We start from the raw sequence: 19,855 nt of genomic DNA, 5'->3' as shown, positions 1-19,855 counted from the left end.
GTCGGCGCCGAACAACGACACGCTCAACAGGATAGGGTCACCTACACACCGATATGGGAATCACAGTCGAACTGGTCGGTGAGGGGAGCCACGAGGTTGACGCTGAAACAGGACAATACAGCGACTTGCTCTCGCCGTTCGACGTGAGTAAACACGAGGTTTCTATTCTTGTTGATGGCCGGCCGGTGCCCGAAGACGAGACGATTGACAACACTGTCGACCACGTAAGAGTCATCCGCCTCATCAAGGGCGGATAACCGTTGCAATGCACGTGAGAACTGCGACAACTGATGACGTTCCCGCCCTCCGAAACGTGTTGGACGGCGGACTGTTGGCGCTCAATTCGATACCCCTGACAGCAGCTGTCAAGACGGATTCGGTGCTTGTCGCTGTTCGTGACGGTGATATGTCGCCTGTTTTGGGTGTCGTCGTTCTCGACGGCTCAGAAATCGCCGCTATTGCTGTCCGTCAGCGACGACGGGGTCAGGGTATCGGGACCGCACTCATTGAAGCAGCCAGCCAGCGCCACGACACTCTTCAGGCAGATTTTCATCGCCGTGTTCGACCATTCTGGGAATCCCTCGGATTCAGTATCACCCCCACTGATGAGGAAGACCGATTTTACGGACACGTAGAGACAACAGACACCGTATTCGAGTAACTCGCGTCGCTAGCTTTGCAGGTTCGGCTACGAGAGGTGGTTTTCAGCATTCGACCCGACAAATGACTCTCCAGCATCGAGAAGTGTATCCAGCCGACTCTCAGATTTTGCCTCTGCATAAATCCGTAGCTTTGGTTCTGTTCCTGATGGACGGACAAGAATCCATGTCCCATCCTCGAGCTCTATTTTCATCCCATCAACTGTCGTGATATCTTCGACCGGGACCTCTGCGATTGTCTCGGGGTTGCTCTCAGTAAGGCTGGCGAGTACTGTAGCTTTCTGCTCGTTGGGACAATCGAGGCTCCGTCTTCCCTGGTGGATTTCACCGTACTTCTCGAACAGTTCGTCGATGCGCGTATCTAAGGGCTGTTCAACATGTGCGGCTGCGGCAACAAGGGCAACCAGTACGCCGTCTTTGTTCTGCAGGTGGGCGCTGATGCCGTATCCGCCACTCTCTTCACCGCCTGCCAGCGCATCGTGTCTGTCCATTGCTTCAGCAACCCACTTGAAACCAACAGCGGTTTGATGGACGGCTTGGTCGTGAGCATCGGCAATACGGTCGACAAGGCTACTCGTCGACACTGTTCTGACCACATCGCCATCTGTGTGTTCAAGCAAGAAGTCATAGAGCAGTGCAAGGACGAGGTTCGGGTCGACAAATCCACGTTCGGGCGTAACAATGCCAACGCGGTCGGAATCTCCGTCGTTGACAAAGCCAATATCAGCCTTGCCGTTTCGGACAGCTTCGATAAGGGCGGTAGCATTTTCTGCTGTGGGCTCAGGGGCGGTTCCACCGAAATCAGGCTCTTGGCTGCAACGGCGACTGGTGACCCTTGCACCGGCTCGGCTGAGGACTTCGTTCGTGACACCACGACCGCTTCCGTGCATCGCATCGTAGGCGATTGTCAGCCCGTCGAGCGACGGGGTGATGCCAAGTTGTGACCGAAGAAAGTCCGAAACGTGTTCGATGTAGGGCGTCAAAAAGTCTGTTTCACGGATTTTGCTGTTTCGTTCGTTGGTTTTCGGAGTGGCAAGGCGTCGTTCGAGTTCATCTGTCACGGTAGGCAGGGCTGGCGAACCAGTACCGGGAACGAATTTGACGCCGTTGTATGCCGGCGGGTTGTGTGAGGCCGTAATGACGAGGCCGCCTGCATACTCTCCCTGTTCGACAGACCAGGCAAGCGCCGGGGTTGGACAGTCTCGGTCCGAAATAACGACTTCACGGCCGTTTGCAGCCAATACCTCTCCAAGCTCATCGGCGAACTTCGGAGAGTGCTCGCGTGCATCGTATCCGATAGCGACCGGTCCCGTACAGTCTTGACTGTCGAGGTACGAAGCTACGGCTTGTGCAACCATTTTGACACGGTCGGTAGTAAATAGCGAGAGCGGAGCGCGCCAACCGTCTGTTCCAAACTCTATCGGTTCTCGCGTCCCTGGGTTTCGTCCCATATGGGTACCACTTACCGGGGGTACTAAAAACCCTGCTCGGGTCGGGGCGAACAGTCAGGTCCAAGGGGTCCGCGGGGTCGATGCGTCACACTTCGTGGGCACGCCGTCTGGCCGCCTCTGCGATACCCGCATTCGCGGAGCAGCTAGGGCAAGCACGGATATGTCCGTGCTCGTCGGCGAAAACGCGAGCGAAGCGGTCTGATACGTGTGCACCACAGTGATTACATTCTGGCATTCGTCTAACAACCGGCCTCGTACTGCCGGCAATATACCATACGAGAGGACCATAAATACAGGTAGTGCCTAACAAGTTTGGTATATTCTGGGAAGTCCGCTGACATAAAAACGTGGCTTGGATACCATGTTATTAATAAAAGTACAGCGACGCTCGCAAAAATAGACGCAATGTAGTAGTCTGTCCCAGTAATCAAAAGATCTGCCCAATCATGCGAGGTTGCCGGACGCTCAGCTTCCGGGCACAACTGTGACCGAGATATCGTCACCAAGTTCGAAGTCAACAGCTTCGCCAACAATTTTGATACCGAACTCGTCGCGACTGCAATACAACGCGAGACCAGTCACTGGCTGCCCGTTTGCGTTGACAGTGCAGTCCGTCCAGTCTACATCTCGATTTGAAACAGGTCCAACTTCTCTTCCTGCAACAACTGCCCGGTCACCGTTTCCTAGTAGTCCTCCGCCGTCATAATGTGGAAACCCTCCGTCGAGAACACCACCATCGCTTCCAAGACCAACGAACGTATCGCCGGGACTTGGATGTCGTGGCGCATCAAGCCGTGCCCACGTTTTTCCCGTCTCGACGACAGTTCCGGTCCCATCCCAGTCAAGCGGTGTAACAGAGAGCTCTAGCGAGAGCGGCAGTGACCCTGCTGCACGATATGGGTTAGTATCGTCGTCACGGAAGCCAAGGTGAATGTGGTTTGGGACCCAAGGCGCGAAGAATCCAGCACGGACCAGTGAGCCAAGCGAATCCCCTTGTTCGATACGGTCCCCAGCTTCAACTGCCGGGTCGATATGTAGCATCCGAGCGACGTGTTCGCCCGTGTCTACAACGATGAGATGGTCGTGTGTGGCGGCATACGATTTTGACGGCGCTTTGACTGTCCGTGTGTCCAGTACTTCTCCGCTAACTGGTGACGGGGCTGTCCCCGGTGTGGGATAGAGGTCGACTGCACAACCGGTATCGTGTGCGACGTACGGCGAGTTGTACAGCGTGAACCGCCGGTACTGAAAAAGCATGTCGCTGTCGAGCGTGACAGTCATTGTTGTGCTATTGGGCGAATGGTAAAAATGCTCGTCGGTGTCTCTTTACACACCCGGTCTCTACTGGCTTGGCTTGGCAGTTGTATAATTGTTACAGTATCCAGTAGGCACAACTAAAGGCGCTATCTTTCGATGTGGGGTCTCGGACCGGAAACGACAGCATGCACTGTCGTATTGAGACACTGTACTGGGGTTTTGTTCGACGTTTTCTATAGCGGTGAATGGTATATAGCCGACAGCCAATTTACACCCGATGCGCTGACCAGACGGTAAGCATTACCCTTGATACAGACACTTGGCGACCGACCAGTAATCATAAATCGTCATCCAGATAAAAGCAGGAATAGACAGTTCTAAACCCACGGATTTATCAGTATGTATTGATGGGAATCCGGAAAACCTGGCAAACACGTCGTTGGAGAGAGCTATGACGACGAACAGAGAGCAACTCGAGTCTGTTCTGGAGACTGTCGGCGAGACACCACTCGTTAAGGTACAGGCAAGCCCGGACAACGTCCCAATTTACGCCAAACTCGAATCGTTCAATCCGGGTGCAAGCATTAAGGACCGTCTCGGTGTCTATCTGGTCGAACAACACCTCGAACGCGGTAATATCGAGCCAGGCGGGACTATTATCGAGCCGACTGCCGGGAATACTGGCATCGGTATCGCGCTGGCGGCGACACAGTTTGACGTGCAAGCGATGTTTGTTGTCCCCGAAAACTTCAGTGTCGAGAAACAGACGCTGATGCGTGCTCTCGGTGCCGAGGTTGTTAATACACCCACCGAAGACGGAATGAAACGCGCCATTGAGCACGCAAACGAGTTGGCCGAGGAACTCGATAACGCGATCGTTCCACAGCAGTTCAGCTCAGAGCTGAACGTCGAAGCCCACAAGGCGACAACTGGTCCGGAAATCTGGGACGAACTCGATGGCAAGGTCGGCGCAATTGTGGCGGGCTGTGGCACCGCAGGGACGCTGATGGGCATTACTCAGTATATCCGTGAGCAACAACCTGCTGTCCACGTCGCGGCCGTCGAGCCAGAAGGGTCGCTGTTTGCAAACACCAAAGGAAAAGATGTCGAACACGAGGAGTACACTATCGAAGGAATCGGAACCTCCAACCTAGCAACAAACGAGCTATTTGAGCCCGATTTGGTCGACGAAGTACAACAGGTAAGCGACAAAGACGCACAAGCAGAGCTTAAACGATTGGCAAGCGAAGAAGGGCAACTCGTCGGGTCGAGTGCCGGTGCTGCAAGTGTCGTCGCACAAGATGTTGCAGACCGAATCGAGTCAGGCAAACTCGACGTGCCACACGAGACAGTTGTCACCGTCTTTCCGGATTCGAGTGAGCGATATCTCTCGAAGGGAATTTACGACAACTACGAAGAGTGGGTCGACGATTCCTGAACAACGCTGCCAAGCTGACAGACATACAATCCATGACACAACGACAACCCGAAGAGACAGCCGAAGAATCGGACGAACTCAGCCGGCGGTTCGAAACAGACACCATCCATGCTGGGCAGGAACCCGACGAAGAAACTGGGGCAATAATGCCCCCAATCTATGCGACATCGACGTACGTTCAGGACGGCCCCGGTGAGGACCGGGGATACGAGTATTCCCGGACCGGGAATCCGACCCGAACGGCACTCGAAGATAATCTTGCAGCCCTCGAAGGCGGTGAGCACGGTCGTGCCTTTGCCAGCGGCATGGCGGCGATAAACACTGTTCTCAACTTGCTCGAATCGGGAGACCATGTTATTGCCGGTGATGACGTATACGGCGGGACACACCGATTGTTCCGGCAGGTGTACGAAGACTACGACCTTTCATTTTCTTTTGTTGACACGACCAACCACGACGCTGTCCAAGAGGCAATCTGTCCGGAGACAGAACTGCTGTGGGTCGAAACGCCGACGAACCCGCTGATGCGAGTCAACGACATAGCGACGCTCTCTGAAATTGCCCACGACCACGACGCACTCTGTGCAGTCGACAACACCTTTGCGACACCATATCTCCAGCGCCCGCTTGAACACGGCGCTGATATCGTTTCCCACTCTCTGACGAAGTACCTCGGCGGACATTCCGATGTTGTCGGCGGAGCCTTGGTTACCGACAATGAGGAGCTAGACGAACAGTTCGGGTTTTACCAGAACAGCGTCGGCGCGACACTGGACCCATTTGCGTGCTTTTTGATCCTTCGTGGAACGAAAACCCTCTCTGTCCGGATGGACCGACACTGTGAGAACGCACAGACACTTGCTAATCGACTGGCAGACCATCCGGATGTAGACACGGTCTACTACCCCGGCCTTGAATCTCACCCCGCGCACGGGCTTGCGACCGAACAGATGGATAAGTTCGGCGGGATGGTTAGCTTTGAACTTGCTGCATCGATCGACGAGACTGCCGACTTTGTCTCCGAAACCGACGTGTTCGCGCTGGCAGAGAGTCTCGGTGGTGTCGAGAGCCTTATCGAACAGCCTGCTACCATGACACACGCATCAATCCCACGTCAAGAACGTCTCGAAGCGGGACTGACTGATGGGCTGGTCAGAATCAGCGTCGGAATTGAACACATCGAAGACCTCTGGGACGATATCGAACAAGCTATCGACGCCGCAGTCGCGTAATTACGACTATTCTCTAGGCGCACAGAGTCTCTGTTCTGACTGCTACCGTGTGTGATACGTATTATCACTTCTGTGAGAAAATAACCAACTTTTATACGTGTTATTCGAGACATATATCTAGACCCGCAACGATCACAGCCGCGTCGAGTGTTCGAATCACCGGGCAGTGAACTGGCTGTACAACAGGGGTATACAACCAATGACAGATACAGACAAAGCCAACGTCCTTGTCGTGGAAGATGAAGAAGACTTGGCCCAGCTCTATACAACGTTTCTAGAAGCAGAGTACGATGTCTCGATGGCGACAGGAGGAGAAGAAGCACTAGAAATTGTTCATGACTCTTTTGATGTCGTCCTCCTTGACCGACAAATGCCGGATCTGTCCGGTGATGAGGTGCTTGCACGACTTTCCGAACACGGAATCGACATCCAGGTCGCCATGCTCACCGCCGTTGAGCCTGCACGAGACATTGTGAACCTGCCCTTCGATGAGTACAAAACAAAGCCGATTACCCGTGACGAACTACTCGCGTTGGTTCAGGTTCTCATCGAACGTGCCACCTACAACAAACACAGTCAAGAGTTTTTCAGTCTGGCTGTTAAGAAGACAACACTCGAAAAAGTGAACGAACACGGCAGCGAAGAGTACGAAGAAATTACCGAACAACTCAACGAACTCAGACAAAGCATCAATGTGACGCTTGAAGATATGAGTGACGAGACCATTCCGCCTGAACTAATCGAAGACTGAGTTGGGACGCTCACATTGTCAGGCAGCAGGACTAGTGGTGCCAGAGCCCCTGGGACACCATGTCGACGGCACGAAACCGGTGAGCGATAGCACAAGAACGGTTACTTTGTGTAAGGGCTGGAAAGACGAAATCACTTTTAGACTGGCTCTGTTCACACGTAGTATGGCGCGTGTCTGTCTTGTCGGTTCGGACGATGTCTCTCTCCAGTACGAACTACTCTCAAGAGAGACATCGAGGAACGCGCTTGCTGCGTACGACCTCGACGAACCGTTCTATAACTCACTGGCCGTTGATACACTCAGTCTTGGTGTGGCGGTCGCGTTGCTCAATGACTTGGACTGGTATCTCGTCAGGTTCGTTGATGTCGCACTGGTTAGAGACCCTTCAGTGAGTGAAACAGAATGGCTCTCCAGGGAACTCGCCACAGCAATCCGTGACGATAAGCTTTCACCTGCTGAGAGTAATCGATTTCTGAAAGTCTATGGGTTGGTCGGACCAGCTGGCATCGACACTGAAGCCGATACTGCTGGAGAAAACGAACCCAACTCTCGCTCGGGGAACTCAGCGCTCCAACTCGTCGAACCGATGCTCGTCACCCGCACGGGAGGAATGATCCCGGAGTACGACCTGAGAGATGTCGAACAGACACTTACGGTTCGTGTAACGGAATCAGAATTTGGGGCTTAGCTTGCGCTTTTGGGTCGCATGTTCCTCACGCGAGCGAATTACATAAGGCTTATTCCCTGCGCTTTTGTTTGCTTCTTGTAATGAGCAACTGGCGTGAGCAGCTTTCCGAGGAGTCGGAATCAAAAGCGCTGGCTGCGTGGTTTACCGAATACTATCACGTACCAGTGCTCGTGCTCCTCGTTGGATTCATTCTGTGGAATCGGTTGCGGAAATACGGTCGATTCATGATCGATGGGTCGGTTTATTACACGGGTAACGACCCGTGGTACCACCTTCGGATGGTCGAATATACGGTCGAAAACTTCCCGTCGACGATGCCGTTCGACCCGTTTACGTACTTCCCATACGGAACGTCGCCCCAACAGTTCGGAACACTGTACGACCAGTTAATCGCATTTGTCGCACTTATCGTCGGGCTTGGCAACCCGAGTGATAGTCTTGTTCGCGAGATATTCTTGATTGCGCCACCGTTCCTTGCACTGGTGGCCACTGTTCCTGCCTATTATATCGGGAAACGTCTCGGTGGCCGGCTTGGTGGGCTTGTCTCTGTCGCAACGATGGCATTCATGCCTGACCGGTATCTTTCGGTGACGATCGCAGGCAGTAGCGATCACCACGCCATCGAGGTTCTGTTCATGATACTCAGTGTCCTCGCGGTGATGGTGGCAATTTCGCGGGCAGAAGACGAAAAACCGGTGTTTGAACTCGTTCGGATGCGCGAATTCGACGCGATGCGGGGAACAATCGGCTACTCGATGTTGGCTGGCCTCGTCATGGCAATGTTCGTCTGGACGTGGCCGCCAGCCATGGTCTTTTTCGCAATCCTTAGCATTTATTTCCTGCTCCAGATGACCGTGGACCACGTTCGGGGGAACAGCCCGGAACACGCCGCGTTCGTCGGCATTATCAGTATGACAACAGCTGCGCTACTGATTCTTAGCACGACCCGGTCACTCGAACTCATGAATGTCACAGGCCGGTCACTGCTTCAGCCAGCGATTGCGATGGCTGGTGTTGCAGGTGTAGCCTTCCTCGCCCTGTTGTCGCGCCAGCTAGATTCACGTGGTTTCCCCCGCTACTATTATCCAGTAGCAGTCGTCGGTACGATGGTTGGTACCGTCGCCGTGATGGCGTTGGTACTCCCGGAAACGCTTGATTTCGCGTTCAGACAAACGAACCGTGTCTTTGGGTTTATAACTCAACCTGCCGGTTCAGGCGGTACAATTGGCGAGGCACAGCCAATGGAGTTCAGTCAGCTCCGCGAGACGTACCACCTTGCGCTGTTTACTGCTGGAGTCGGCGGTGCAATTCTTCTCCTGAAGCAAGTCTTCATGGACAAGCCAAACCGTGAGCAACTGTTTGTTGTCGTCTGGGGTGTGATCATACTTGTGGCTACACTCACCCAACTTCGATTCGCGTACTACATGACCTTCGTCATCGGTGGGCTCAACGCTGCACTCGTCGGGTACATATTCAGTCTCACAGGCGGTTCATCAAAACAGTTCGAATTCGAGACCTATCAGGTACTCACGCTTGTCGCAATCGTGTTCGTAATGTTTGCACCACTGCTTGGACTGCCAGTTATCAGCGCGGAGACGACCGCAACAGAGTATACGTCCCAATCAAGTTATCCGGGCGATATCGTTGCGTGGGACGATGGCCTTCAGTTCATGAATGAGAACACACCGGCACCCGGTCAGTACGGACAGTCTGGTGGCGATGCTATGGACCCATTCGGTTCGTACACGGAAACTGATGACTTCGATTATCCAGACGGTGCCTACGGCGTGTTGTCTTGGTGGGACTACGGACACTGGATAACGCAGCGCGGAGAGCGTATCCCGACTGCAAACCCGTTCCAGGAAGGGACTAATACTGCTGCCCGCTTCCTGCTCGCCCAAGACGAAAGCACAGCACTTGATGTACTCTCTAAGACAGACGAGAATACAAACGCGCAGACGCAGTACGTCATGATTGACTGGCGGATGGTCGAAACAGAGAGCCAACGGCCGATTCGCGGCAAGTTCTTTGCGCCACCCGAGTTCCACCCAGATTATCAACTGCAGGACTTCACGACAACACTTATGAATGTCAACGAGCGGGACAGACTTCAGCGGCTATCTACCATCCGGAAACAGCCCTACTATAATTCGATGGTGTCACGGCTGTATCACTATCATGGGAGCGCGCAGTCACCCCAGCCCGTTGTTGTCGAGTGGACAGGCGAAGAACGCGAATTCCAGGCCGAGGAACTTCAGGGACAATCCTGGATTGAGGCACCGTCTGGCGACGATGGCAGTGTCCGACTGTTCGACAGTATGAGTCAGGCCAGAGAGTTCGTCGAGAACACTCCTTCCGCACAGATTGGTGGCCTCGGTGCGATGCCAAGCGAACGAGTCGAGGGCCTAGAAAACTTCCGTCTGGTCCATATGAGCGAAACATCTGCTATCCCACAAGACCAGCAGGACGTACAGATGAGCAACTACGGCGTCAACCTGGCAAAGCGACTCTCGTTCCGCCAGACTGTCAGAAACACGGGATACAGTCAGGCACTCGTCGATCAGCTAGAACAGTCCAATCCGGAAGCAGGAAGCCAACAGCTGCGCCAGCAGGCTGCGCTTACAGCGTTGAACAACATGTTCCCAACGACGCCAGCGTTCACGAAGACGTTTGAACGTGTCCCCGGTGCTACTATCGAAGGGAGTGGTCCCGCGAACTCCGTTGTGAGCACTCGCGTTCAACTCAACCCCGAAAACGGCAAAGAGTTCACTTACCAGCGCCGTGTTGCAACCGATGACGAAGGGAACTTCGAACTGACTGTGCCGTACGCGACGACTGGATACGACGAGTACGGTCCCGAAGATGGATACACTGACACAGCAGTAAACGCTACGACCTCGTACCAGTTCACCGCCGACACGGAGGCTTCGGAAAATGGGACTCTCCTTGTCTGGCAAGGTAGTACAAACGTCACCGAGGCACAGGTCATCGGTGAAGACCCTGAGCCAGTGACCGTCGAGCTAGAACAAGAAGAAGTCACCGTTGGCGGTGAAGGCGAAGAAAACAGTACCAGCGCAGGTGAAGACGGACAGAGTGATGGTCAGAGCAGTGACAGCGGCGAGGACAGCAGTTCTGGTGACGGAGCTAGTAACGAGACGGGCGCTCTCGTTGCTCCTTCAGAAGTAACTAACCCCACAGTTCGAATCATGGGTTGATAGCTGTGGCATCCACTGACGGCGAGACAGCCGACATCGTCGAGAGCCGTCCGGCATTGGCGAGTCTCGCGATTATCTACTGTAAGGGATTGGCAATGGGGGCAGCGGACGCTGTGCCCGGCGTCTCCGGCGGGACGATTGCCTTGATAACCGGCATTTACGAGCGCCTTATTGGGGCCGTAACCGCTCTGGATCCATTTATTCTGGCCGAAATCCCGACACTCCACCGGACTGAAAATCGTCGCGAGTTCTACAATTCGCTTGTTGGAATGGATATTCCGTTTCTCCTCGCGCTGGGTTCAGGGATGTTAACTGCGGTTATCATTCTCTCTCGATTAGTACAAACGGCACTATCGGCCATTCCGGGGCCAACGTTTGCATTCTTCTTTGGTCTCATCGGCGCATCGGCACTGGTTCTCGCTGAGCGTCGCTGGCTAACCCAGATAGGTCCGATGATTGCGGGAGTCGTCGGGTTTGCTCTTGCGTTCCTCGTCGCCGGCGAGACCGCAACGGAGGCATTCCCGCATACACTCCCGATTATCTTTGGCGCAGGGCTAATTGCGATTTCGGGAATGATTCTGCCCGGCATTTCGGGGTCGTTCATTTTGCTATTGCTCGGACAGTACGACCACATGACCGAGACATTGAACGACTTCATCGACGAAGTCATTGGCATTGTAAGCGGCGGTGTCAGTGATACTCTCATTGACGCAACTGCTGTGGTCGTCGTGTTCATGATTGGTGCATTTCTCGGATTGTTTACAATCGCCTTTATCGTTCGTGCAGCCCTTGCACGGTATCGTATGGCGACCTTTGCGTTCCTAGTCAGTCTAATGCTCGGTGCGCTCCGGTACCCCGCGATTCGTATGCGTGATGCAACGGATGAGTTTACGATGGCTGCTATCGGCAGTCTCGCTGTTGGGCTGGTTGCAGGGACTGGCATCATTCTTCTTCTCGACCGTTATACCGATGACCTCGACTATGACGGGGACGCCGTCAAGTAATCAGTTGGCGTCACTCTTGGCTCGGTCGGAGACACAAACAACTATGACCCAGGTGGACGCACTGATATGTGAGTATGCGATGGCAGCTGACAGGAGTTGACCCTGAATCGAGTGTCGAGTATCTATTGTTGCGGGCTGGAGCCTTCTGGAGGTAACAATGCCATTCTCAGAGCTGACAATCGAAATTCTTCTTGCGGGTCTGGCCGGCGGGATGCTCGGTGCGGCACTCGGAGCGTTACCGTCGTTGAGTTTGGCCGGTGTCATTATCGTCATCGCCGAGATGGCTGGCTTACTTGGCGCACTGGACGCTGATGGGGCGACGTTATCGACGTTCGGTGTCGACCCAGCGACTGTTGACGCGACTGGTCTCGGCGGCGCAATCGGACTCGGGCCGGTACTTGGACCGCATGTCGCTTTCGCCGGCGGCGTCGCTGCTGCCGCGTTTGTTGGCAGAAGCGAGACGTTTGACACCACGTTTCGCTATCATCAGGCCAAGAACATCACGAAGCCGCTTGGCTCTGACCCTGTCACCTTGCTTGTCGGCGGTGTCTTCGGTGTCGTCGGTGTGCTCATTGCAAGAGTCGCGGCCGGTCTAGAGCTACCGGTAGACCCGATTTTTCTTGCAGTCGTGCTTTCAGCACTCATCCACCGGCTCACACTGGGCTATCCCCTAGTCGGCCGCGTCCGTGGTATGAGTCGCTCGGTTCTCGATATGAGCCCGCACGTCCGTGACGACCGCTGGGGAGAGGAATCGTTCGAAACTGAACAAGGGACTGAAGGACGGAAAGTCGTCGAAGTATGGTTGCCTGACCATTACGAATTCGGTAACGTAGTCGTCCTTGGGCTTGGGGTTGGTCTCGCATCGGGGTATATTGCCCTTGTGAGCAACAGCGCGTTCCTCGCTTTCGGTCTCTCACTTGTCAGTCTCGGGTTTCTCTCGCTTGGTCTCTACTCGTTCCCTGTTACCCACCATATGGCGCTTCCGGCAGGTATCGCGGCAATCGCTGTCGCAAGCGAGTTTGAACCAGTCGTTGGGCTCGTCGCTGGTGCTGTGTTCGGTATTCTTGGTGGCGTTCTTGGTGAGGTTGCCCAGCGAGTATTCTACGCACACGGTGACACACACGTCGACCCGCCAGCCGTTGCAATTGTTGTGACGACACTGCTTTTGACGCTGTTGGCAACTGCTGGGGTTGTCGACCCGGCAGCTATTCCCTATCCCGTGCTGTAGATTGGTTGGCTACAGGTCGTTTTCAATTGGATAGTAGTTTCCGGTAATGTTCCACTCGTGGACACAGTGTGGTGTCCCTCGGGGGCTAGTGTGTTCTTGTTCGTCTGTCACCCAGGTCTGTTGTTTGTCGTCCCATACTTCGATACGGTCACAGCGCAGACAGCGGCGCTCTCGGGGTGGGTCTATCGTCGTCATATGGCCATGTTTGGCATCGAGGCTATTGAAAGATACTCACCACGCTGTGTGGTCACTTCTCTTCAGGCGGCTCGAACTCGACAAGTGTGAGGTCGCGATCGAGCATACAGTAGTCGTGTGGAGGGTCGCCGACAACCTCGTCGATACGGTATTGCTCGTCTGTGGAAGCGCCTGCAGGTTCGCAGTATTCGTGACTCGGGCAACTTGTATGTGGACACGGTCCTTCGAGCGAGGCTTTACTCCCAGCATACGCGCTACTCGATGCGACGTTTGCCTGTACTGTCGTCGGCTCAACTTCGACTGCGGTGACGCCTGTATCATGTACTGCACAGTCAAGCGTACTTGCGCCGTTTCTGACCGACTTGACTTGGTACTTGTATCCCTCAGTCAGGTTGAGACACTGATTGCGATACGGACATCCTTCACAAGCGTCGGATTCTCCGTTGTAGACGAACTCGGTTCCCGACTCGGCGAGCCGGGTTCCAATAAGCGTGACGGTGGTCATTATATACTGTTTGAACGCTGTCGGATTAAGTCCCCCGGCTCTCTCGACAGCCCCACAGGGGTCAAAACAGCGCGTTGTCCTCGTCGAGAAGGTGGGCCGGGCCGCCCAGTTCCCACCGACGAGTCTCGACACCGCAGTCGCTGATCGCTTCTTCGACACGGTCGACGTACTCGGCAGTCGTGTTTACATAGACGCTTGCGCCGGTATCGGCTGAGAAGTAGACGGGTATCTCTTCGTCGGTCCGAAGCTCTCTGACTGTGTTGAACACCTTGATTGTCTCGGGCTGCCAGTAGACCCACCCGGATGGGCCAGTCATTGTTGTTGCGGTCAGTGAGAGTGTATCTTGCTCGGCCAACTCGAAAGTGCGATGGAAGTTCCCGTCTTGCAGTGCGTCCCGCATTTTTGCGATTTGACCGTGGACGTGAGCCATTCGGGCATCGAACATATGACTCGCTGCGGCTTCCTCGTGTGCATGTTCTGTCTCCTTGTAGGACGGAACCAGCGCGCCAATAATTCGGAGATCTTCGTCAAACGCGTCTGGGGAGGCGACAACTTCGGAGCGACAGTCGTCGTCGTTGCAGCCTGCTCGGAGATGTGAGAAGCCGCCAGTCACTGCCCGCGCGGCAGAGCACGAGCCACGGCGCGCAATCGTCGAAACTTCGGGCAGCGTCAGGTCCAGCCCTGCAGCTTCCGAGAGGGCCATCCCAGCCGCCGCGAATCCTGAAGCTGACGAGCCAAAACCAACGTTGGTCGGAAACGAGTTTTCTGACCGGAATCGAACCCGGGTGTCAATATCTGCGAGTTCGCGAACGTAGTCGACAACGTGTCTGACACGCTCTGCGGCTCTCCCATCGATTTCCTCACCGTCGATGACGTATCTATCTGCGTCACGTGTGTCATCGAACTCAACGGTTGTTGTCGTGTTACTCGGCGCAGTACAGAGGCTAATCGAATCATGGTACGGAAGCCGAAGCTCTTCATCGCGCATCCCGTGGTATTTGACGAGCCCTTCGATGGGGTGGGCTCTCGCTGTCGCCTTCATACTCTGAGCAATTCGTCGTCGGTACTTGGCAGTTTTGAAGCTAAAGCCGACAGCAGGAAAACAAACTCTGTTCAGGGCGTGACGAGTTCGGCGGCAGTGTTGGCGAACTCGACAACAGCGCCGAATCCGGGCAAAAGGAGGAACGTCATCACTGCAGCCAACGCGAGCGCGGCGTACAGACCCACAGGCTGACTCTCGATTTCGAGGTCTTCGCTCGGTTCTTCAACCCACATGGCCTTGACCACTCGTGTGTAGTAAAACACCGAGACGACACTGTTAACAACGAGTGCAACGCCCAACAGGGCAACATTGGCTCGAACCGACGCCAAGAGCAGGTACAGCTTCGAGAGGAACCCGCCACCGATTGGCAGTCCAGCAAGTGAGAACAGGAACAGTGTCATAGCGCTTGCGGCAAACGGAGCCTGTGTTCCAAGTCCGTTGAAGTCCTCAATGTGGCGACCCACTCCCCAATGTTCAGTCAGCGCGATAAAGAGGAAAGCACCGGTGTTCATGAACGCATAGACCATGAGGTGAGCCATCCCGGAGCCGAGGACGAACGAACCACTAGCGTCCCCAGTGAGGGCGGCCACTGCGATGAGAACGTACCCTGCATGACCAATCGAAGAGTACGCGAGCATGCGTTTGACTTTCTCTTGTCTGAGCGCGGCGAAGTTGGCGATGGTCATTGTCACGATAGCAATCGCCTGGAATGCCATCACCCAGTCAACTGTGTTGCTGACTGCCTCGTACGGGAAGACGTCGATGAACACGCGGAAGATGAGTACGAAGCCGGCAGCTTTCGAGGCAGAACTAAGGAATGCGGAAACTGGCCCCGGTGCGCCCTCGTATGCTTCGGGTGCCCAGAAGTGGAACGGAACAGCGGCAATCTTGAAGCCAAAGCCAGCAAGAATCATGACGATGCCCAGCGCGAAGATGCCGCCGACATCCTCGGAAATCGCTGCCGTGACAGCGTCGAACTGGAGCGACCCGGTCGCAACGTAGACCAGCGAAATGCCGTAAGCGAGAATTGCTGACGACAGTGCACCGATAAGGAAGTACTTCAGTCCGGCTTCGACGCTTCCGCGGTTCCGTTTTAGCGAGGCGACCAGTGCGTAGGAGGGAAGCGATGCCAACTCGAAGGCGATAAACGCGATAACGAAGCTGTTTGCCATCCCAACCATCACCATGCCCGTGGCAGCGAGCAACATCAGCGAGTAGACCTCCGCCTCATGGGTGTGCCCCGAGAAGTAGTCGTAACTCGCCAGCACGACGAGAACGAGGACGCTTGAGACAATCGTCGCGAAGAACAGTGACATCCCGTCGACGATAAGCGTCCCCTCGAACAGTCGGATAGCGCCGCCCCAATCTGCCTGCCCGGTCCCCGCGATGAAATACCAGAGACTGAGACCGAGCGCGGCGAGTGACCCTGTCAGCGAGACACCCGCAAGCAGTTCACTCCATGGCTCGTCCGGTCGAATCATATCGACGATAAACACGGCAAATGCCGTAGAAATCAGCGCAAGTGCTGGCCCAAGTGCGGCCCAGTCGGGCAACGTTCCGAAGTCTGTCATTGGAGCTCACCTCCGGTAAAGAAGTCGACGGCAAGTGTCAGCGGGTCGTTTAGCGGGTTGACAGCGTTCTGAATCGCCTCGTAGATAATGTCGGGTTGTATGCCCAGCACGATAATCAGTCCAAGAAGGACGAACATTGGCGCGATATCGTGTACTGGTGCAGTTCCAACCTCATAGTCGGTTTCGACGGAGAACTCACCGAAGAGAGTCCGTTGCATCGCCCATAGCAGATAGCCCGCAACGATGACGATACCAAACATTGCGCCCGCGGTAAAGAGAGGTGCGTTGCCGATAACAGTGGATTGGAACGAGCCGATGAATATCAGCACTTCAGCAGCGAAGCCACTCATCAGTGGCAGTCCCATATACCCGAACGAACCGGCAACGAAGATACCGACTGTCCATGGCATCCGGTCGGCCAGTCCTGACATGTCGCCAACCATCCGAGTGTGAGTGGCGTTATAAATAACTCCGACAACCATGAACATCAGCCCCGAAATAAGACCGTGGCTGACCATCTGGAACGTCGCACCGCCCATCCCGTGGGGCGTAAACGCCACAAGGCCGAGAATGACGTATCCCATCGACGAGATAGAAGAGTAAGCAACAATACGCTTAAGATCACGCTGTGCAAGGGCAAGCAACGCGCCATAAATAACGCTCAACACACCGATAGCGGCGATAATCTCGGCGTTTTCGCGAGCCACGTCAGGCAACATTGTGAAGTTAAATCGTAGGAGTGCGTAGGTTCCCATTTTCAGGAGAACGCCAGCCAGCATTACCGACACTGGGGTCGGTGCCTGAACGTGAGCATCCGGAAGCCACGTATGAAACGGGACTAGCGGAACCTTCACCGCGAAGCCAACGAACAGCAATACAAACGCGAACAGGCGGAGGGTTTCCGCTTCCATTCCTGCGAAGCTTCCGAGCTCACCTGCTCGAAGTGCCCCTGCTATCTCGGTGAACGAAAGCGTCGAGATGGCGTCGCCGAGCCCGAAGATGAGAGAGAACATCCCGATGAACATAATCAGTGACGCAAGGTTCGTATAGAGGAGGAACTTGATTGCAGCATATTTCCGACGTGGTCCCCCCCAGATGGCAATAAGGAAGTACATCGGAATCAGAACAGCCTCCCAGAAGACGAACCACAGCAGGAAATCGAGCGTTGTGAAGACGCCAATAAGTGCCATTTCCATGAGCAACATCAGTCCGTAGAACTGGGACTGGCGTGCATCGATTGGTGTCCATGATGAGACCAGTGCAAGCGTCGTCAACACTGTTGTCAGCACCAGCAAGGGTAGGCTCACGCCATCAACGCCGACGTTCCACTGAAGCGTTAACTCGAAGCTGTCGAACGTAAACGTAAACCAGTCGACTGTGTTCTGGAATGCAACGTTACCATCTGCAAGTAGCGCGTTCCCGCCACTCGAAAAGTCCAGCCACATCAGCACGCTCCCGACGAGCGGAACAAGACTGAGACCAGTCGCGAGTTTACCAGCGTATCGGTCTGGGCTTCCAAAGACAAGCAGGGCGCTTGCCAGTGTGAACGCGAGTATTCCTTCAATAAACATCTAGAACCACCCCCCCATCAGCGCAAACACCAACAGGAGCAACACCAGCCCCATTGTGAGCAAGGCAGCGTAGTTCGTCACGATCCCTGTCTGAATCTTCCGGAAGCGCTGGCCAGTGAACATGCTCACACTACCGGTGCCGTTGACGACACCGTCGATACCACTCTGGTCAAACTTGTTCGCCGCGCGGGCGAGCGGTGCAGTGAGTCCTGTTGCCAGCCAAACCTGGAACTCGTCGAGATAGTAGTTGTTCATGAGTAGCGTGCGAACGCGACCGAGTTTCGTCATATGTGGAGTCGGCTCCGAACCGCGATAGAGGGCAACAGCGCCACCAAGGCCAATGAGAGCGAGCACAAGTGCAAGTGCCCCAGGACCAAGCGGTGAAATTTCTGTCACCTCGTAGCCGGCGGCGTAATCACTTTCGAGGATATGATGGTACTCTTTTGCTGAAAGTGAGCCGAGTTCGCCATCCAACGTTTTGCCTTCGAGCCACTTCTTTAAGAACAGTGCATCCTCTCCGATGAACTCCTTGATTGCGCCGAGGTTAATCACGCCGGCGACAGCCGAAAGCACACCCAGAACCACAAGCGGGAACTTCATGTTCCAGCCAATCGGCTCGGGGTCTTCGGCGGTCTCTGTCCGGGGATCGCCATGGAAGGTGAGGAACACCATCCGGAACGTGTAAAGCGCCGTCAACACGACTGCAGCGGCACCAAATCCATATCCAACTAACAGGATTGGTTCACCCGAGAGACCGTGCTGAAGCGTCTCCAAAAGCACCTCGTCTTTCGACCAAAAGCCCGCGAACGGGAAGATGCCCGCGAGCGCGAGCGAGCCAAAGAGGAACGTCCAGTAGGTGACCGGCATCCGCGATTTCAGGCCGCCCATATCCCACATGTTCTCGTTGTGGTGCATGGCGATGATGACTGCGCCAGCCCCGAGAAAGAGCAGCGCCTTGAAGATGGCATGGGTGGTGAGATGGAACACTGCGCCGACGTACCCACCGCCACCGAGTGCGAGCATCATATAACCGTACTGTGAGACCGTCGAGTACGCGAGCACCTGCTTGAGCTCTTGTTTAACCAGCGCCATCGTTGCGGCAAAGAACGCGGTAAAGCCTCCGATAAGAGCGATAATGCTGAGTGCAGTCGGTGACAGTGCATAGAAGCCGTACATCCGCATAACGAGATAGACACCTGCAGCGACCATCGTCGCTGCGTGAATAAGTGCCGAGACAGGCGTTGGACCCTCCATCGCGTCGGGCAACCACGTATGTAGTGGGAACTGGGCAGACTTACCTACGACGCCGCCCAAGACTAGCAGGGCGATAACAGTAATCCATGCCTGCTCACCAAGTCCAAAGAACGTGTTCATCTCACCAGAGTGGCTTGGGTCGAGAACGTGGGTTGCTTCGATGATAAAAGAGTGTTCACCGGCGAAGGCAGCAGTTCCGAACGTTCCCAAGACGGCAACGACACCCACGAGGAAGAAGTAGTCTCCAAAGCGGGTAACGAGAAACGCCTTCTTTGCGGCACTTGGCGGGCCGTCGTCGCGGAACCAAAAGCCAATGAGCAGGAACGAACAGAGACCCACTAGCTCGAAGAACATAAACGCCATCAGAAGATTGTTGCTGTAGACAAACGCCAGCATCGAGAACGTAAACAGACTGAGGCTAGCGTAGTACCGGCGGAGGCCAATTTCGCCCTCGTCGTTCATATACCCAAGCGAGAAAAGATGAACGAGAAAAGCGATAAGCGAGACAATAGTCAGCATGAGAGCCGCAAGCGGGTCAATAAGCAACCCGAACATCAACTCGACGCCAACATCGTCACCTGCTACGAAAGTAAATAGTTCCTCATGATAGACTTCACCGCCCATCGCTAGGTCAAGCACAACCCACAGCGAAATCGCCAGTGAGAAGCCGGTTGCGGCGATACCTGAGATAGCGCCTTTCTTGGGCATCCTGTCGCCAAGCAGCAAGACGAGCACAAAGGACGCGAGCGGGACAAGTGCGATTGCCTCGACGAAATTGAAAACATCTACCATCT

General features: G+C 54.9%; 18 protein-coding genes. 9 read left to right on the top strand and 9 right to left on the bottom strand.

Going from position 1 to position 19,855, the window contains the following annotated elements; all coding sequences use genetic code 11:
- Nucleotides 1–53: 53 nt before the first annotated feature.
- Entirely contained in the window at nt 54–257 is a 204-nt protein-coding gene (gene samp2 / locus N5098_RS12625; protein WP_267638237.1) for a ubiquitin-like small modifier protein SAMP2, read from the top strand.
- Nucleotides 258–265: 8 nt separating this feature from the next.
- Nucleotides 266–661, top strand: coding sequence for a GNAT family N-acetyltransferase (locus N5098_RS12620; protein WP_267638236.1), 396 nt, complete (start codon nt 266–268; stop codon nt 659–661).
- A gap of 27 nt (nt 662–688) precedes the next feature.
- On the opposite strand, the gene N5098_RS12615 is transcribed toward N5098_RS12620, so the two are convergent.
- The 3 genes from N5098_RS12615 to N5098_RS12610 form a co-directional block, all read right to left on the bottom strand.
- Nucleotides 689–2,110 (bottom strand): phosphoglucomutase/phosphomannomutase family protein, encoded by a 1,422-nt coding sequence (locus N5098_RS12615; protein ID WP_267638235.1) that lies wholly within the window; start codon nt 2,108–2,110, stop codon nt 689–691.
- 85 nt (nt 2,111–2,195) lie between these two features.
- Entirely contained in the window at nt 2,196–2,345 is a 150-nt protein-coding gene (locus N5098_RS17700; RefSeq protein WP_438267331.1) for a DUF7563 family protein, read from the bottom strand.
- A gap of 230 nt (nt 2,346–2,575) precedes the next feature.
- On the bottom strand, nt 2,576–3,391 hold the full coding sequence (locus N5098_RS12610; protein ID WP_267638234.1) for a DUF8155 domain-containing protein: 816 nt from the start codon (nt 3,389–3,391) through the stop codon (nt 2,576–2,578).
- A 427-nt stretch (nt 3,392–3,818) separates the two neighbouring features.
- On the opposite strand from N5098_RS12610, the gene N5098_RS12605 reads away from it, so the two are divergent.
- The 7 genes from N5098_RS12605 to N5098_RS12575 all read left to right on the top strand — a co-directional run bounded on the left by N5098_RS12605 (nt 3,819) and on the right by N5098_RS12575 (nt 12,923).
- Nucleotides 3,819–4,805 (top strand): PLP-dependent cysteine synthase family protein, encoded by a 987-nt coding sequence (locus tag N5098_RS12605; RefSeq protein WP_267638233.1) that lies wholly within the window; start codon nt 3,819–3,821, stop codon nt 4,803–4,805.
- A 32-nt stretch (nt 4,806–4,837) separates the two neighbouring features.
- Nucleotides 4,838–6,037, top strand: a complete 1,200-nt coding sequence (locus tag N5098_RS12600; protein ID WP_267638232.1) for a cystathionine gamma-synthase — start codon at nt 4,838–4,840, stop codon at nt 6,035–6,037.
- Between the two features lie 199 nt (nt 6,038–6,236).
- Nucleotides 6,237–6,788, top strand: coding sequence for a response regulator transcription factor (locus N5098_RS12595; protein WP_267638231.1), 552 nt, complete (start codon nt 6,237–6,239; stop codon nt 6,786–6,788).
- A 163-nt stretch (nt 6,789–6,951) separates the two neighbouring features.
- Entirely contained in the window at nt 6,952–7,476 is a 525-nt protein-coding gene (locus N5098_RS12590; protein ID WP_267638230.1) for a DUF5804 family protein, read from the top strand.
- 80 nt (nt 7,477–7,556) lie between these two features.
- Nucleotides 7,557–10,691: an oligosaccharyl transferase, archaeosortase A system-associated gene (locus N5098_RS12585; protein ID WP_267638229.1), complete on the top strand. Its 3,135-nt coding sequence runs from the start codon at nt 7,557–7,559 to the stop codon at nt 10,689–10,691.
- 5 nt (nt 10,692–10,696) lie between these two features.
- Nucleotides 10,697–11,695 carry a DUF368 domain-containing protein gene (locus N5098_RS12580; RefSeq protein WP_267638228.1) on the top strand — a complete coding sequence of 333 codons (999 nt, stop codon included), beginning with the start codon at nt 10,697–10,699 and terminating at the stop codon, nt 11,693–11,695.
- A 157-nt stretch (nt 11,696–11,852) separates the two neighbouring features.
- Nucleotides 11,853–12,923, top strand: a complete 1,071-nt coding sequence (locus tag N5098_RS12575; protein WP_267638227.1) for a DUF7973 family transport facilitator — start codon at nt 11,853–11,855, stop codon at nt 12,921–12,923.
- A gap of 9 nt (nt 12,924–12,932) precedes the next feature.
- Here the strand turns inward: N5098_RS12575 and N5098_RS12570 are convergent, their stop codons facing one another.
- The 6 genes from N5098_RS12570 to nuoL form a co-directional block, all read right to left on the bottom strand.
- Complete coding sequence (locus tag N5098_RS12570; RefSeq protein ID WP_267638226.1) at nt 12,933–13,118, bottom strand: HEWD family protein; 186 nt, start codon at nt 13,116–13,118, stop codon at nt 12,933–12,935.
- 52 nt (nt 13,119–13,170) lie between these two features.
- Nucleotides 13,171–13,623: a UPF0179 family protein gene (locus tag N5098_RS12565; RefSeq protein ID WP_267638225.1), complete on the bottom strand. Its 453-nt coding sequence runs from the start codon at nt 13,621–13,623 to the stop codon at nt 13,171–13,173.
- 61 nt (nt 13,624–13,684) lie between these two features.
- The gene (gene mvaD, locus N5098_RS12560; RefSeq protein ID WP_267638224.1) at nt 13,685–14,665 is read right to left on the bottom strand and encodes a phosphomevalonate decarboxylase MvaD; all 981 of its coding nucleotides are present in this window, start codon (nt 14,663–14,665) and stop codon (nt 13,685–13,687) included.
- Nucleotides 14,666–14,736: 71 nt separating this feature from the next.
- The gene (locus N5098_RS12555) at nt 14,737–16,236 is read right to left on the bottom strand and encodes an NADH-quinone oxidoreductase subunit N (RefSeq protein ID WP_267638223.1); all 1,500 of its coding nucleotides are present in this window, start codon (nt 16,234–16,236) and stop codon (nt 14,737–14,739) included.
- Entirely contained in the window at nt 16,233–17,807 is a 1,575-nt protein-coding gene (locus N5098_RS12550; RefSeq protein ID WP_267638222.1) for a complex I subunit 4 family protein, read from the bottom strand. The genes N5098_RS12555 and N5098_RS12550 overlap by 4 nt, the downstream gene beginning before the upstream one ends.
- Nucleotides 17,808–19,853, bottom strand: coding sequence for an NADH-quinone oxidoreductase subunit L (gene nuoL, locus N5098_RS12545; RefSeq protein ID WP_267638221.1), 2,046 nt, complete (start codon nt 19,851–19,853; stop codon nt 17,808–17,810).
- Nucleotides 19,854–19,855 lie beyond the last annotated feature (2 nt).

Origin of the sequence: Halovenus rubra (assembly GCF_026586665.1) — an archaeon.
In the GTDB taxonomy this organism is placed as follows: Archaea; Halobacteriota; Halobacteria; order Halobacteriales; family Haloarculaceae; genus Halovenus; species Halovenus rubra.
This window is presented reverse-complemented; position numbering and strand designations above follow the sequence as displayed.